Source organism: Acinetobacter sp. HZNU-JH01 (assembly GCF_037996845.1).
In the GTDB taxonomy this organism is placed as follows: domain Bacteria; phylum Pseudomonadota; class Gammaproteobacteria; order Pseudomonadales; family Moraxellaceae; genus Acinetobacter; species Acinetobacter haemolyticus.
The window spans coordinates 349,373-364,870 of the sequence record NZ_JBBMZX010000001.1; the positions used below are offsets into that span (position 1 = coordinate 349,373).

Here is a 15,498-nt window from a genome sequence, read left to right on the forward strand (position 1 = left end):
CCCTCAAATCTAACTTTTTAAACTTTCATTTTCTTCCCCCCTATCCATGAAAAATGTAAGAAAGGCAGCAATAAACATAATGATCGCAAGCATACGCAATAAATCATTAAAACTTGATGTCAATGCTTGATAATGAATGTCACGATAAATAATACTGAGTGCAATTTGTTGAGCATTTGCCCCCACTTCTTGATATTGCGCGGTGAGTTGTTCTAAACGCTCTACAAAAACCCAATTCTGTGGCGTCATATATTGATTTAATTCCGTGACGTGTAATGCTGTTAGCCAATCTAGGGATGAGTTGATTAATGCAAGCCCCACGGCCCCACCAATATTCCGCATCAGGTTATAAATCCCACTGGCATCAGCAATTTTATTCAATGGCAATGTACTCATCGCGAGATGTGAAACCACAATCAAACAAATCATCAGGCCGATACCACGATATATTTGCGGCCAAAACATAAAGTCATAATCACTGTGAATACTTAAATGTGAGTTTAGCCATACACCAAATCCCGCCATAATCATCCCAACGAAAACAGTTTTTCTGGTATCGAAATTTGGAATCAACCATGCTAAAAATGGAGCAAAACAGAACATCACCACACCTGTGACCATCATGATATGTCCAATTTGGCTGCTATTCATTTCTCGTACTTGACCAAGAAAAACGGGGATCATGTATCCCAAACCGTATAACGCCATACCGATCACAAAAGTGATAATGGCACTTAGGGTAAAATTCTTATTTTTAAAAACACTCAAGTCCAACAATGGCTTAGGTTGTGTGAAGCTTCGATAGAAAAATATCACCCCCCCTGCAATACAAATCAAAAATGCAGTGCGGACACCTGTATCAACTAACCATTCGTGTCTGGCGCCTTCATCGAGGAAATATTCCAAACCGCCCAAAAACATTGCCATAGCAATAAGGCTGATCCAGTCCATTTTTTTCAGTAAGCTATGATCTGCGCGATCAATGTCTGGTCCTGAAAAAATGATCGTTGCAATGATGATTCCAGGAATGATATTGATCAGAAACATCCAGTGCCATGAAAAACTATTTGTTAACCAACCACCAACGGTTGGGCCAATCGCAGGTCCTAAAGTGCTGATCATGCCAAACAAAACCAAAGGCAATGCACGTCTAGCTTCAGGAAATAGTAAATAAAGCGCTGTCATTGAGGTTGGGATCATACCGCCCCCCATAAACCCTTGTATGGCACGAAATACAAGTAAACTTTCAAGATTCCATGCCATTGCACAAAGTAAGGAACTAATCGTGAATCCAACTGCACAAATCGTGTAATAAATCCTTGTCGATAAAACTCTCGAGATAATGCTAGACATCGGAATCGCAATAATTTCAGCAATCAAATACACCGTTTGAACCCAAGTGACTTCATAACGGCTTGCGCTCATTCCTGCTTGAACTTCATTCAAAGAACTCGCAACAATTTGAATGTCTAAAATCGCCATAAAATTGCCAAAAATCATGGCTATAAAAATGACCCACGCGACTTTAGTTGGGAATTTCCATTCCTCATTTAGACGCTTATCCATGTTTAAGTCCCTAAAATCGCAATGCTTAAGTTTTTAAATTAACCGTGGCTTTAACAGACATACCTGGCTTGATAAGCTCAATATGGGGACTTGGATCAATTGCAATTCGAACAGGAATTCGTTGAACAACTTTATTAAAGTTCCCTGTTGCATTGTCGGGGGGCATAAGCGAAAAGGTTGCTCCTGATGCAGGAGAAAAGCTTTCAATTTTTCCTGTATAAGTTAGGCTTGGATAAGCATCTAACTTTAAGGAAACCGTTTGCCCGATATGCATTTTTTGGATTTGTGTTTCTTTAAAGTTTGCTTGCACATATAAACTATTATCAGGAATAATCGCCATTAAGCGAGTTTGTGGACTTACACGAGAGCCCTTTTGTATTGCCAAACTGCCCACTTTGCCAGTGACAGGGCTTATAATCTTTGCTGATGCTAAATCTATTTGATAAAGGTCTAAACTCGCCTTCGCATTTTGAATATCTGCAAGCAATTGCGCTCGACTGGCTTTTAAACTACCAAATTGTGCTTCTGCAGCATTTACCCCTGCCAATGCACGGCTAAGCTGAGCTTGTGCTGATAAATATTGGGATTGAATACTTTCAAAATTCTGTCGCGTAATCACACCATCTTTTAACAAGTCTTGATAACGTAAAAAATCTTTTTTTAGACGTGATAAATCTGCTTGAGCAGCAAGTACCCCACTATTTGCTTCATGAATAGAAGATTGTGCTGATTTTTCATTTTGCTCTTGGACGACAAGTGCCGCTTCTTTTAAGGTGACCAAGGATTTTGCTTGGTTAAATCTTGCTTGATAATCACGCTGATCGAGTATCGCTAAAGTGTCACCTTTTTTGACATATTGATTATCATCAATTGCCAGTTCCACAACTTCACCCGTAACTTTTGGCATCACCCAAGTGAGATCAGCCTGAACATAGGCATTGTCTGTAGATTGATAAAATCGAAATACAAAAAAGTAATACATCACCCCAATTAATAAGAATAGCGAAAGTAAAGAAAAAACGATCCAAGTGACTTTTTGCTTTTTTTGCACTTTGGTCTCTATTTCCTCAGCCTCCACACGTGCTACGACGTCCATATTTCATTCCAAAATTTGTAATATAAATTCTTTTATTTCGTCTTAAAGATTTCTGTAACTTTCACTTATTTAAGACAAATGAATGGTTACGCATATCAAATTGGCGAGAATTATCAATCTCGATGTAATTTGCTGTCATTGACCATAATTTCAGCACACTTGTGCATTTAGGTCAATTAATTTACCAGTGTTTAAATGAAAACAATAATTATTAACTATATCAATTAAAATCTCTATTCTATTGAAAATTTCACTTTATCTATATGATAAAAATAAATATTATTATTCATACTGACCTCTAATCTGAGGGTCAAATACCGCCTTATTCACATTTTTTATTTCTTTTGTCAGACAGAACTGTCAACATCACGAATGGTTGTAAAAATGTAACCAAACCTTATATATGAATGTTAAGTTTAAAATTATTGCATTAAATTTTTATAAATTTGTCGTAAAGTAGACAAAATCCGATAGAAAAATGCGTAGTATTAATAAGTGAAATGATTTAGGAAAAATAACTAAATTCACATGCATATAATATTGGTTCTTTAAATATGTTGTTTCTTCGTGTCTGCTTTCCCAAGAGCAGTAAGAAATCAAAGGATTCGATTTCTTATTGGGCACGATGAAACAACATCTATTCATGCAAATAATATTTATTAAAAGGAAGAAACAAATATGGATTCAGGGTTGATCACACTTTTTTTACCCATTGCTTTAGCAATAGTTATGGCTGGACTGGGTTTAGAATTAACATTAAAAGATTTCACTCGGATTAGTAAACAACCAAAAGTCATTTTTATCGCTTTATTTTGTCAGTTGGTTCTATTGGTAGGGATTGCCTTTTTAATCTGTAAAATCTTAGCTTTACCACCATTATTGGCTGTTGGCTTAATGCTACTTGCGGCTTCCCCTGGCGGAACAACTGCAAACTTATTCAGTTATTTATACAAAGGTGATATTGCACTCAATATTAGTCTAACTGCAATTAATGCCGTACTTGCAGCTGTCTTTCTTCCCTTTATTGTTAACTTTTCTATTCTTCACTTTATGAATGAAGGACAGCAAGTTGGTTTACAGTTTTCAAAAGTGATGCAGGTATTTTTAATTATTTTGGTGCCTGTGGGTATCGGGATGTTAATTCGTCATTACGCACCTCATTTTGCTGAAAAGCTTAACCGTCCAGTCCGTATCTTTGCTGTGATCTTTCTCGTGATCATTATTCTAGGTGCAATTATTACTGAGCGCGAAAATCTGATGAATTACATTGGACAAATTGGCTTGGCAACTGCACTTTTCTGTGCAATTAGTTTAATGGTAGGTTATTTCGTTCCACGTATGCTTGGTATCAGTTCATATCAAGCACGTGCATGTGCATTTGAAATCGGGATTCATAATAGTACATTGGCGATGACCATTGCACTCACAGTTATGGCAAGTACCACCATCGCAATGCCTGCTGCTGTGTATTCAATCTTTATGTATATCTTTGCGACGATTTTTGGAATTTGGGTAACGAAATTCGGACCGAAAGAAACAATAAGCCAAGCTTAAAAGCAAAGACCTTCAAATCACTATAGTTGCGATTTGAAGGTCTTTCATTATTAAAATAAATAATGCTTAAAGGCTTGAGTCTGCCAATAAATTTTCAGCTGCTAGTTTTCCTAAATTATTAGAGGCCAATGGACTATCACCTGTTAGAAGTTTTCTATCCTTATGCACTTGCCCTGTGATCCCTTTATTTAAAATTTCTACACCAAGCTTTTCCAGATTTTCACCAACCAACCACGGCAACTGCCCCGGCATGTATCCAATATCAATATTGGCACCTTTATCTAAAGAATCAGGGAATACACAAACTTGATAACCTTTAAAAATGTAGTCATTTGGATTTTCATCTACAGCAGCTGCCAATAAAGAAGCTGGGCCATGACATAAAGTAATCACATATTTGTCATTATCCACTGCCCATTTTAATAAAGCCTTAATTTCTTTACTCTCAGGAATTTTAGCCAAAACCCCATGCCCACCTGGAATGAAAATACCAGCATATGGTGAATCAGCACTTAAAGCTTGATCTAAAATGTCAGCTAATTTAAGTGGAGATTTCAGTTGTTTCTCGTACTTATGATAAGTATCCAAAACCACTTGCTCTTCTTTTGGCATTGCCCACATTTCAAGTTTTACTGGATTACCTGAAAGCGTTGCAACATCAAAGGCAAAACCAGCATTATCCAAATGGAACATCGGTAACAACATTTCTACTGGATGATTCCCTGTAGAAAAGAATTTCTCATTTTGCATCAGAATATAGCGTTCATCCGTTGCAATCATGAGGATCTTTTTATCGCCTTGATATGGATTTGGGTATGTAGTTCCGTCATAGTCAGTTTTAGGAGCAGTATACTGACTTAGAGAATAAGGTGATGGAAAAAAAGCATTATCTTCAGCTAAATCTGGAGTTGGGTTACGATCATCTGTATTTGTTGTCATGTTCAAATTCCTCGTAGGATATGTTTGATTTACATATTGCTTTTCCAAGTGATCATTCTCAAGCTTGATGTATAAATAGGCATAGATTGAATACGATTAGGCAAAATTACGATTTAATTTCGAGTACCACTTTTCCAATATGTTCACTGCTTTCCAGACATTGGTGTGCTGCAGCAACCTCTTCAAAAGCAAAAGTCTTATAAATAATCGGTTTACATTGACCTGTTTCGATTAGTGGCCAAACCAACTGCTCCAATTCTTGGGTAATTTTTGCTTTTTCATCATTGGTTCGTGCGCGCATCGTTGAGCCAGTCACCACAGCGCGTTTTAGCATGAGTTCTTGAATATCAAAACCATCTACTTTTCGACCGCCCATAAATCCGATAATTACCAGTCGCCCATCTCTTTTTAGCAATCTCAGATTCTGATTAAAGTAAGCAGCACCAATAATATCCAAGATCACATCAACACCATGCTGATCTGTGCGTGACAAAATTTCTTGTTCAAAATCTTGCTTTTTATAATTAATAACCGTCGAAATTGAGCTTAATTTTTCTGCTTTTTCGTCGCTTCCCACTGTGGAAAAAGTTTGAATACCCATCGCATGACACAAGCTCAACGCTGTAGAACCAATTCCACTAGCTCCTCCATGAATTAACACGGTTTCATTCTTTTTTAACTGTCCGATCTGAAATAGATTTGCCCATACTGTGAAATAAGTTTCTGGAATAGCCGCAGCTTCAATAAAACTCAGATTTTTTGGGATTGCTAAGGTTTGATTTGCCGGGACAGCACAGTATTCTGCATACCCTCCGCCGTTGGTTAGCGCACAAACTTTATCACCGACTTTAAATTTTTCTACTTTTGAACCGATTTGCGAAATGATGCCAGCAACTTCCAATCCTGGAATTTGCGTTACACCTTTCGGCATCGGATACAACCCTTGTCTTTGCAAAATATCAGGGCGATTGATGCCTGTGGCATAGACTTCAATTAGTATTTCATCTTCTTTAATCTCAGGTTTCTTACCTTGTACAACTTTTAGAACTTCAGGACCACCAGCTTGAGTAATTTCGATATATTTCATTTGTTCGCTACTATTTTGATTCATGACTTACTCATTCCTTATCTATATTTACTTCAGTCTGATTAGGAGAAAAACCAAACTGCTTTTTAAACTCTCGACTAAATTGAGATGAGCTTTGATAACCAACAGCATAAGCTGCTTGAGCAACGCTTTGGTTTTCGTTTTGCAACATTTGTTTTGCCTTATGCAACCGCGTGACTTTGAGATACTGCAAAGGTGAATGTAATGTGACTTGTTTGAATGCTTTATGAAAGGCAGAAATGCTCATATTGGCTTGCTCAGCAAGCATTTCCACTGTTAATTTCTCTGTAAAATGATGTTGAATATATTCACAAATCTTATAAATCTGTCGTAAATTGCCTTGAACTACTAATCCTGTTAAAGCATCTGCACCCGAATGTTGAATAACTCGATACAATAACTCTCGTTTAATTTGTTCACCTAAAATCAAGCTATCTTGTTCAGAACTTAAAGTTTTTAATAATCGTATCAATACATTCAAAATGGTTTCATCATATTGAATTACACTCATACCTGTAGTGAGTGGTTTAAATTTATCATTTTCAAAATATGTTTTTGCCAACAACTCATTTACCGTATCCGCCTCTAGTTTCATGCTCACCGCAATCATAGGCAATTCAGGACTTGCAACCGTATCACAATCAAATGGCATAGACACAGAGACAATAAGGCATTCGCCTTGCTGAAATGCATAGGTTTCAGTTCCGATATAACCACGTTTACTGCCTTGTAAAACAAAAACTAAGGTCGGTTCTTGCAATACGGCTAATGGTGGTGTGTTGCGATCTACACGCATCAAAGTGATGCCATCTATCGCGGTCGCAAAGAAGCCTTCTTTTGCAACAAGTTTTAAAAACAGTGAGCTAAGTATTTGATCATTCATCATGTGTCATCTGATGATTTGAAATATGATTTTATTATTAAATAGAAAATTCAGGAAAGATGTTAGTTTTATGCAGGATTAGGCATAGGAAAAAGAGTTTTGTGAAGTTCATTTAAACATGTGATATAGATTTATAAAAATGAGCTAGCAAAAACTAAATATTATTTATTATCAGAAAAAACAATAGCTAAGAAAAATAATAGTGTTATAAAAGCACCCACGCCTAAACTAACCATAATTATTTCTAGATTCATAAACTCCATCAATATACCATGTTTTCCCCATGCACCATCAAAGCCATGATTTTCAGATTTCCTACCTAATCCTCCAATGATACAAAACCCTATACTAGAAATAAAAAAAATACTTAAGGAAGCCTTCCATAGTTTAAAAAGTTTGAGAAATGAAATTAAACTCATTCCAAGTATAGTCACAATTGAAGCTACAACGGCATAATGCCAGTTATCCATAAAAATCCTTATTGCTCACCATACTCTAATCTTAATAAAACTGACTTGAATCCAACATCTGTAAAGTAATTTTTTTCACTTCATCACGACTTTGCATAATATGTGCTTCAATCGCCTGAATGGCTTCATCTACTTTACGATTAAAAATATAACCCAGTATTTTTTGATGCTCCTGATAAGTCGCTTCAACGCGATAATCTTTTGAGAAGTCTAAACGACGGATAATACGAATTCGTTCACTCAAATCACGATGAATTCGCGCCATTTCATTATTTCCAGAGGCACGAACCAATGCGCAATGGAAATCTTCATCTTGTTGTGACAGTTGTTTAATGTCTTTTAGATATTGTTGTGGTTCAATCAACCATAAATCTTTTAAAACGGATAATTCAACCGAGTTTTGATGATCTAACTGACAAAGTTTACGAATGGAATCTTTTTCTAATACGATCCTCACATCATAAAGTTCTTCATAATAACGAAAATTGAGCGGTCGGATTTGCCAACCGCTACGAAAACTCACATCAACATAACCTTCTTGTTGCAAACGATATAGTGCTTGTCGGATTGGGGTGCGACTTACATCATAAGCTTTTGCAACTTCAGATTCAGTGAAACGTTCACCTGGCATCAGTTTGAAATCAAAGATATCATTCTTGATGCGTTGGTAAACTAGCTCAGACAAATTGTCTGAGCTTTTTGTTGTTTTTATTTTGGTTTCTTTCATGCAACCTTGCCTTATTCCATATAAACCAGTGGTTCACCACTATGTACGGTTTGCCCTGCTCTACAAATAATAGCTTTTATAATGCCATCTTCTTCTGCATAAACAGGAAGTTCCATTTTCATTGCTTCAATAATAGCAACAGTTTCGCCTTTTTTAACCTCTTGACCATGTTCAACAAAAATTTTCCAGATATTACCTGTCATCGATGCATTCAATGATGCTAAATGACTGTAATCAGCATGGTTATTTTCTTGAATCTGTTCTTCAGGTTGAGCTGCAAACTCCTCTTTCCAGCGATCCACTTCAGTTGTGAATGCTTGTTGTTGCTTAACTTTAAACTCGGCAATACTTTCAGCTTCATTCTCCAAGAATTTTACATAATCCGCATAATCGAATTCAGTTTCCTCAATCTGGATTTCTGCACGTCCATTTTCAAAGTCAGCACGCCATTGATTGAGTTCTTCTTCTGTCACTTCAAAATATTTGATTTGATCAAAGAATTGTAAGAACCATTGCTTATCACCAAATTGTTTGTTTTTCTTAAACTTATTCCAAATTGGTAAAGTACGCCCAATCAATTGATAACCGCCCGGTGAATCCATGCCGTAGATACACATGTACATTCCACCAATCCCAACAGTTCCCTCTGCGGTAAAGGTACGAGCTGGATTATATTTAGAACTCAGTAAACGATGACGTGGATCAATCGGTACGGCACAAGGTGCAGTTAAATACACATCACCCAAGCCAAGAATTAAGTAGTTTGCATCAAAAATAATATCTTTCACTTCATTTCGATCTGCCAAACCATTAATACGTTGGATAAAATCAACGTTGTTTGGCAACCACGGTGCTTTAGAGCAAACACTTTCTTGATAGCGTTCTACAGCTCCTAAAGTCGCACTGTCTTCAAATGCCATCGGCAAATGTACGATACGAGATGGGATTTTTAATTGGCTCAAATCGCCCATCTCTTCTTCGAGTTGAAGTAATTGAGCAATCAATTGTGATTGTGGAATTACTAAGCCATCGTATTTAATCTGTAGTGAACGAACACCCGGTGACAGTTCCAATACGCCTGCAATTTTTGCATTACGGATCATTTGAATCAGTTGATGCACACGTAACCGTAAAGCCAAATCTAGAACATTTTCGCCATACTCTAAGAGAATATAACTATCACCTGCTTGGCGATACACTGTTTTTGGCGACAATTCAGTTGGTTCACGTTGTGCCAAAATCGTACTGACTACCTCTTGAATTGGCTCAATCGTTTCTACAACTTTGCTTGCTTCCGCAAAGTTTTGGATATTTTCAATTTGCTGACGTTCAAGCTCATTGGCTTGTTCAACCGTAATTGGATAAAAACGAATTTTATCATCGGCTTTGAGCTGACCCACTTTCCAAAGTTCAGCTTTTGCAATGGTCACAGGACAAACAAAACCACCTAAACTTGGACCATCTTTCGCCAAAATCACAGGGAAATCGCCTGTGAAGTTAATTGCACCGATTGCATATTCACAGTCATGGACATTGGATGGATGTAGACCGGCTTCACCACCATTTTCTCTTGCCCAGCTTGGCGTTGGTCCTGACAAACGCACACCTAAACGATTCGAGTTAAAGTGTACTGTCCACTCTGATGCAAAAAATTCTTCTACATATTCAGGTTTAAAGAAATCTGGTGCGCCATGCGGGCCATATAACACCGCAATTTCCCATTCATTACTATATTCAGGAATCAATTCAGCCGATAACGCTTGAGGTTCATCATGTGCAAGTGGCAATTCTGCACTCGCAAATGCTGGATCAACCATTTTAATCATGTCACCAACACGTAAGGTACGACCTGCATGACCACCAAAATTACCAAGCGCAAAAGTAGAACGACTGCCTAAATATACAGGGACATCCAAACCATTTCGAACCGCTAAATATGTGCGGCAACCTGATTCTACTTGACCGATTTTTAGAATTTGTCCTGCTTTAACTTCTACAGGCTTCCAAAAATCAATTTCCTGATCATCTAACAACGCAGTACAGCTTGCTCCCGCCAAAGCAATAATCGTATTTGTGTGAAACTTTAATGTTGGTCCAACTAAGGTAAACTCGAAACCTGCGGCTTTAGCATCATTCCCAACAATACGATTGGCGAGCTGAAATGCATAGTCATCCATTGGGCCAGATGGCGGTACACCAATATCCCAATAGCCTGTACGACCCGGATAATCTTGAATTGAACTCAACGTCCCTGCTTGAACCACTTCAATGACATTTGGTGTGTAGTTGAAATCATCCAACATTCTTGTCCAAATTTGCATAGATTCAAAACGCTGATCTGAAACGATGGCACGTGCATAATCCAAGTTTGTACTGATACCGTTCAAGCGTGTTTCAGCCAATACATTCTTTAATTTTTCAATAGCACAGGCACGATCGTCAGCATGCACAATAATTTTGGCAATCATCGGGTCGAAGTATTGAGAAATCTCTGTGCCAGTTTTCACCCAAGTATCAACCCGAATCCCCTCTGGAAATGCAACTTCTGTCAGTACACCGGGACTAGGCTGGAAATTTTTAACGGGATCTTCAGCATAAACACGAACCTCAATCGCTGCGCCTTTAGGCTGAATATTGCTGAGATATTTCCAATCAAGTTCATCACCAGCAGCCACTTTGAGCATACATTCAATTAAGTCTAAACCTGTAACCATCTCAGTGACTGGATGCTCAACCTGTAAGCGTGTATTCACTTCTAAAAAATAAAACTCATCTCGATTGGCATCGTAAATAAACTCTACTGTTCCTGCACTACGATAATTAACGGATTTACCCAGTTCTACCGCTGCTTGATGTAGTTTTTTTCGTGTCGCTTCAGGTAAATTTGCCGCAGGCGTTTCCTCTATCACTTTCTGGTTACGACGTTGCAAAGAGCAATCACGCTCACCAAAGGCAACGACTTGCCCTTTTCCATCACCAAAAATTTGTACTTCAACATGACGCGCTTTATCAATAAAGCATTCAATAAATACGCCTGCATCCTTGAAAAACTGTTCGCCCAAACGTTTTACACTTTCGTAAGCGTCGGTCAAGGCTTGTGGCGAATCACAACGAGTCAAACCAATACCACCACCGCCAGCAGTACTTTTCAACATAATTGGATAGCCAATACGATCTGCGGCAATCAGTGCTTCTTCTAAGCTATCCAACAATCCAGTTCCCGGTGTCATTGGTACATTGGCAGCAGCAGCTAATTCACGAGCACGATGCTTTAGACCAAATTCTAGAATTTGCTCAGCCGTTGGTCCCATGAAAGCAATATTATTTTCTTCGCAAGCACGAGCAAAATCTGCACTTTCAGAAAGAAAGCCATAACCTGGAAAGATTGCCTCCGCGCCAGTTTGTTTAGCTGCCTGAATTAATTTTTCAATACTCAAATAAGTATCGGCTGGTTTTAAACCATCTAATGCAATTGCTATATCAGCATCTTCAACATGTTGCGCATAACGATCACTATCCGAATACACAGCAACACTGGTTACACCTAATCTTTTAAGTGTGCGAATCGCTCGAACAGCAATTTCACCACGGTTTGCAATAAGTACAGTTTTAAACATGATGATTTCCCCCCAATTAATTCGCTGTGTTTGCTGCTTGGCTGTTACGATGCTGGATATAGGCTCTCCATCCACCAAAATGACTAATATTCTCTGCATCATCTATGCCATAAGGCTCACAGATAAAACCTTTCACCCAGCGCCCATCTTCTAGTTCGACATTACCCATGCCTAAAGGTGTCGGAATTTCAGCCACAAATTCACCAAATCGAGCAGTTGGGACATCCCACAATTCAACAATGATGCTTTGACCATCTTGCTGACGTGCTAAGCCGGGTTTCGGTGGAACGGTGCCATTCAAAGCATAAAGCGCATAGTTTTTAGAGGTCGTTGTGGTTTCGATATGTACGGCATCACGTGTGGTGAGCTGAAAATTTAATGGCATACCTGTTAGATGAGCACCAACGACTGCAACACGAATATGATGTTGCGAAATAGGTGTAGCAGAACTTAAAGGCAGAGCTTTATCCAATGCTCCTAATTTCAGTGAAAGATAGTTTTGCCAAGCTTTGCCAAAATGAACCAATGCCGCATCATGCCAAGCAGGTGCAATTAGAGTGATCCCAAATGGTAAATGGTCAGCCCTAAATCCTGCTGGTAAAGCTAAAGCACTCAAATCTGCCAAGTTGGTAAAGTTAGTGTAGGTTCCTAAATGAGCGTTATATTCAATCGGATTTTGTTCAAGCTGCTCAATGGTATAAATTGTAGGTGCGGTTGGAACAATTAAGGCATCAAAGTCAGCCAGTCTTTGTTGGATTTTTCGAGCTAAATCTTGTTTTAAATATTCTGCATTGTAGGCATCCACCGCTGAATATTTTTCGCCGTTTTTAATAATTTCTAATACCGTTGGATCAAATGCATCAGGATTGGTTTTCAGTAAATATTCAACGGCTGCGGTACGTTCTGCCACCCATGAACCTTGATATAGTTGCACCGCCAGTTGCTCAAAGTCTGAAAAATCAATTTTAGTGATTTCAGCATTTAATGACTCAAGTAATTGGATTGTTTGCTGAAACGCTTTTTCAGCCTGTTCATCTCCAAAGAAATTTAGTTTTTCTGGAATGGAAAATTTTAATTTGCTAGAGAAATGCGCTGGCACATTCTTTGGATGCTTACGTGAATAACTATCTAATAGATCATAGGCTTCTAAAATATTTGCAACCAAGTCTGCATCTACAACAGTTAAAGCAAAGATCGAAATACAATCTAGACTTTTACATGCTGGCAATAACCCTCGATTTGAAAACCGTCCTTTGGTTGGTTTTAGCCCAACAATATTGTTAAATGCCGCTGGTACACGTCCAGAACCTGCGGTATCTGTGCCTAATGCAAATGGGACAAATCCACGAGCAACCACACTTGCTGAACCAGAACTTGAGCCGCCACTGACATATTTAGAATTAAATGCATTTGCGACAGCACCATATGGAGAGCGAGTTCCTACTAAACCTGTTGCAAACTGATCAAGGTTGGTTTTACCAACTACGATTGCTCCCGCTTGTTTTAACAAACGTACTGTTTCAGCATCTTCTGCTGCAACAGTCGTTAAAGCTTTACAAGCTGCGGTAGTTACAAACCCAGCAACATCAATATTATCTTTAACTGCAAATGGAACACCGTAGAGTGGAAATTGTTTTGCTAAACTCTCAGCTTCTTTAGTTAATTCATTGAGAAATTGAATTTGCTGTTCAATCTGTTCTACCGTCGCAATTGAAATCCACGCATTGTCTTGAGGATCAATTGATGCAACTAAATCTTTTAAAGTATCAAGTTGGATCTCATTTTTCGAATAAGCTATTTGCCACTCTGAAATTGTCCAACCTAAAGTTTTTATCTCATGCATTTTATGAATCCCATCTTGTATACAAGTTTGGATAAATAAATGCAGAAAGTGTGCCAATTAATTTTTTATATAAAATTCAGTATATTGTCTTAAATATGAGTATTATTAAAATTTAGAGATAAGCTAATGGTGCTAAAAAAGCTTTGTTTTAATGCAGATGCTCCATAATTCAGCACAGTCTGATAGTAATGATATAAATCAATTCACATTGAATGATTTGATGATGTAGCTTATACACCATCAAATCTAAACTTAAAAATTAAAAATGAATCACCGTACGGATCGATTTGCCTTCATGCATGAGATCAAACGCATCATTGATATCTTCAAGTGGCATAGTATGGGTTACAAATGGTTCAAGCTGAATCTCACCGTTCATCGCATCTTCTACCATTTTTGGTAATTGTGAACGACCTTTTACACCACCAAAAGCAGTACCCATCCATTTACGCCCTGTCACTAGCTGGAATGGACGCGTTGAGATCTCTTGACCGGCACTGGCAACGCCAATAATCACTGATTGCCCCCAACCACGATGTGCACATTCCAAGGCTGAACGCATAACATTGACATTACCAATACATTCAAAAGAATGGTCAACGCCCCAACCTGTCATTTCAACAATCACTTGTTGAATCGGCTGATCATAATCTTTTGGATTTAAGAAGTCAGTTGCACCAAACTGCTTTGCCAGTTCAAACTTATCAGGATTGGTATCAATCACAATAATACGTCCAGCTTTGGCTTGACGCGCACCTTGTACCGCAGCAAGACCAATTCCACCAAGTCCAAAAATAGCAACGCTATCGCCCTCTTGTACCTTCGCGGTATTATGTACTGCACCAATACCTGTGGTCACCCCACAACCTAATAAACAGACTTGTTCATGATTTGCTTCTGGATTGATTTTTGCCAACGACACTTCAGCCACAACCGTATATTCACTGAAAGTTGAACATCCCATATAGTGATAAATCGGTTGACCATTATAGGAGAAGCGAGTGGTTCCATCAGGCATCACACCTTTACCTTGGGTTGCACGGACGGCAACACAGAGATTGGTTTTACCTGATTTACAGAACAAACATTCTTTACACTCTGCTGTATATAAAGGGATGACGTGATCACCCACTTCAACACTTGTAACACCTTCACCAACTTGAACTACTACGCCTGCACCTTCATGTCCCAATACTGCTGGAAAAACCCCCTCAGGATCATCACCTGATAAAGTAAAGGCATCGGTATGACATACACCAGTATGGGTAATTTTAATAAGCACTTCACCTGCTTTTGGCGGTTCAACATCTAACTCTACAATTTGTAATGGTTGACCAGCGGCAAAAGCCACAGCTGCACGAGATTTAATCACAATATTGCTCCTTAATTTTACTTTAAATAAGATTTAAGAATTTTACTGACTTGAATAAGCTCTTGACTGCGTTGCAACTCAGAAGAGTCACCAACAACCAATGTATCTTTTAAATGGATTTCGAGGAGTTCAGTCATCAAACCGTTTAATGCACCACGGACTGCACAGATTTGTTGCAAAATATCAGCACACTCTGTGTCATTTTTCAAAGCACGTTCCACACTCTGAACTTGACCTTGAATTCGTTTTACACGTGTGAGAATCTTTTTTTTATCCTCTAATTGTTTAGGCATAATGTCGACCACATTAAATCTAAAAAAATA

At 38.3% G+C, this 15,498-nt stretch carries 12 protein-coding genes; 1 reads left to right on the top strand and 11 read right to left on the bottom strand.

The window, feature by feature from the left end; all coding sequences use genetic code 11:
• Positions 1–9: 9 nt before the first annotated feature.
• Together AAC851_RS01700 and AAC851_RS01705 are read right to left on the bottom strand one after the other, a co-directional pair.
• Positions 10–1,566, bottom strand: coding sequence for a DHA2 family efflux MFS transporter permease subunit (locus tag AAC851_RS01700; protein WP_340600410.1), 1,557 nt, complete (start codon positions 1,564–1,566; stop codon positions 10–12).
• A 25-nt stretch (positions 1,567–1,591) separates the two neighbouring features.
• Positions 1,592–2,662 carry an HlyD family secretion protein gene (locus AAC851_RS01705; protein WP_340600411.1) on the bottom strand — a complete coding sequence of 357 codons (1,071 nt, stop codon included), beginning with the start codon at positions 2,660–2,662 and terminating at the stop codon, positions 1,592–1,594.
• Positions 2,663–3,340: 678 nt separating this feature from the next.
• Between AAC851_RS01705 and AAC851_RS01710 the strand changes: the two genes are divergently transcribed.
• Complete coding sequence (locus AAC851_RS01710; RefSeq protein ID WP_340600412.1) at positions 3,341–4,216, top strand: bile acid:sodium symporter family protein; 876 nt, start codon at positions 3,341–3,343, stop codon at positions 4,214–4,216.
• Positions 4,217–4,282: 66 nt separating this feature from the next.
• Here the strand turns inward: AAC851_RS01710 and hchA are convergent, their stop codons facing one another.
• The 9 genes from hchA to AAC851_RS01755 all read right to left on the bottom strand — a co-directional run bounded on the left by hchA (position 4,283) and on the right by AAC851_RS01755 (position 15,468).
• A complete protein-coding gene (gene hchA, locus AAC851_RS01715; protein WP_445290547.1) occupies positions 4,283–5,155 on the bottom strand; it encodes a glyoxalase III HchA in 873 nt (290 codons plus the stop codon).
• A 106-nt stretch (positions 5,156–5,261) separates the two neighbouring features.
• Positions 5,262–6,266: an NAD(P)H-quinone oxidoreductase gene (locus tag AAC851_RS01720; RefSeq protein WP_340600413.1), complete on the bottom strand. Its 1,005-nt coding sequence runs from the start codon at positions 6,264–6,266 to the stop codon at positions 5,262–5,264.
• 7 nt (positions 6,267–6,273) lie between these two features.
• Entirely contained in the window at positions 6,274–7,149 is an 876-nt protein-coding gene (locus AAC851_RS01725) for an AraC family transcriptional regulator (RefSeq protein ID WP_340600414.1), read from the bottom strand.
• A gap of 158 nt (positions 7,150–7,307) precedes the next feature.
• A complete protein-coding gene (locus AAC851_RS01730) occupies positions 7,308–7,616 on the bottom strand; it encodes a hypothetical protein (protein ID WP_075696518.1) in 309 nt (102 codons plus the stop codon).
• Positions 7,617–7,647: 31 nt separating this feature from the next.
• Positions 7,648–8,343: a GntR family transcriptional regulator gene (locus AAC851_RS01735; protein ID WP_113997257.1), complete on the bottom strand. Its 696-nt coding sequence runs from the start codon at positions 8,341–8,343 to the stop codon at positions 7,648–7,650.
• An 11-nt stretch (positions 8,344–8,354) separates the two neighbouring features.
• Positions 8,355–11,960 carry an urea carboxylase gene (gene uca / locus AAC851_RS01740; RefSeq protein ID WP_340601028.1) on the bottom strand — a complete coding sequence of 1,202 codons (3,606 nt, stop codon included), beginning with the start codon at positions 11,958–11,960 and terminating at the stop codon, positions 8,355–8,357.
• Positions 11,961–11,976: 16 nt separating this feature from the next.
• The gene (gene atzF, locus AAC851_RS01745) at positions 11,977–13,803 is read right to left on the bottom strand and encodes an allophanate hydrolase (protein WP_340600415.1); all 1,827 of its coding nucleotides are present in this window, start codon (positions 13,801–13,803) and stop codon (positions 11,977–11,979) included.
• Between the two features lie 259 nt (positions 13,804–14,062).
• Positions 14,063–15,172, bottom strand: a complete 1,110-nt coding sequence (locus AAC851_RS01750; RefSeq protein WP_340601029.1) for an S-(hydroxymethyl)glutathione dehydrogenase/class III alcohol dehydrogenase — start codon at positions 15,170–15,172, stop codon at positions 14,063–14,065.
• Positions 15,173–15,192: 20 nt separating this feature from the next.
• Positions 15,193–15,468, bottom strand: a complete 276-nt coding sequence (locus AAC851_RS01755) for a metal/formaldehyde-sensitive transcriptional repressor (RefSeq protein ID WP_075315621.1) — start codon at positions 15,466–15,468, stop codon at positions 15,193–15,195.
• Between the last annotated feature and the right edge of the window lie 30 nt (positions 15,469–15,498).

What these genes read in the sequence shown, in the direction of transcription:
- AAC851_RS01700 (WP_340600410.1), bottom strand. Translation starts at nt 1,566, where the DNA reads ATGGATAAGCGTCTAAATGAGGAATGGAAATTCCCAACTAAAGTCGCG.
- AAC851_RS01755 (WP_075315621.1), bottom strand. Translation starts at nt 15,468, where the DNA reads ATGCCTAAACAATTAGAGGATAAAAAAAAGATTCTCACACGTGTAAAA.
- atzF (WP_340600415.1), bottom strand. Translation starts at nt 13,803, where the DNA reads ATGCATGAGATAAAAACTTTAGGTTGGACAATTTCAGAGTGGCAAATA.
- AAC851_RS01720 (WP_340600413.1), bottom strand. Translation starts at nt 6,266, where the DNA reads ATGAATCAAAATAGTAGCGAACAAATGAAATATATCGAAATTACTCAA.
- AAC851_RS01725 (WP_340600414.1), bottom strand. Translation starts at nt 7,149, where the DNA reads ATGATGAATGATCAAATACTTAGCTCACTGTTTTTAAAACTTGTTGCA.
- uca (WP_340601028.1), bottom strand. Translation starts at nt 11,960, where the DNA reads ATGTTTAAAACTGTACTTATTGCAAACCGTGGTGAAATTGCTGTTCGA.
- AAC851_RS01735 (WP_113997257.1), bottom strand. Translation starts at nt 8,343, where the DNA reads ATGAAAGAAACCAAAATAAAAACAACAAAAAGCTCAGACAATTTGTCT.
- hchA (WP_445290547.1), bottom strand. Translation starts at nt 5,155, where the DNA reads ATGACAACAAATACAGATGATCGTAACCCAACTCCAGATTTAGCTGAA.
- AAC851_RS01705 (WP_340600411.1), bottom strand. Translation starts at nt 2,662, where the DNA reads ATGGACGTCGTAGCACGTGTGGAGGCTGAGGAAATAGAGACCAAAGTG.
- AAC851_RS01730 (WP_075696518.1), bottom strand. Translation starts at nt 7,616, where the DNA reads ATGGATAACTGGCATTATGCCGTTGTAGCTTCAATTGTGACTATACTT.
- AAC851_RS01710 (WP_340600412.1), top strand. Translation starts at nt 3,341, where the DNA reads ATGGATTCAGGGTTGATCACACTTTTTTTACCCATTGCTTTAGCAATA.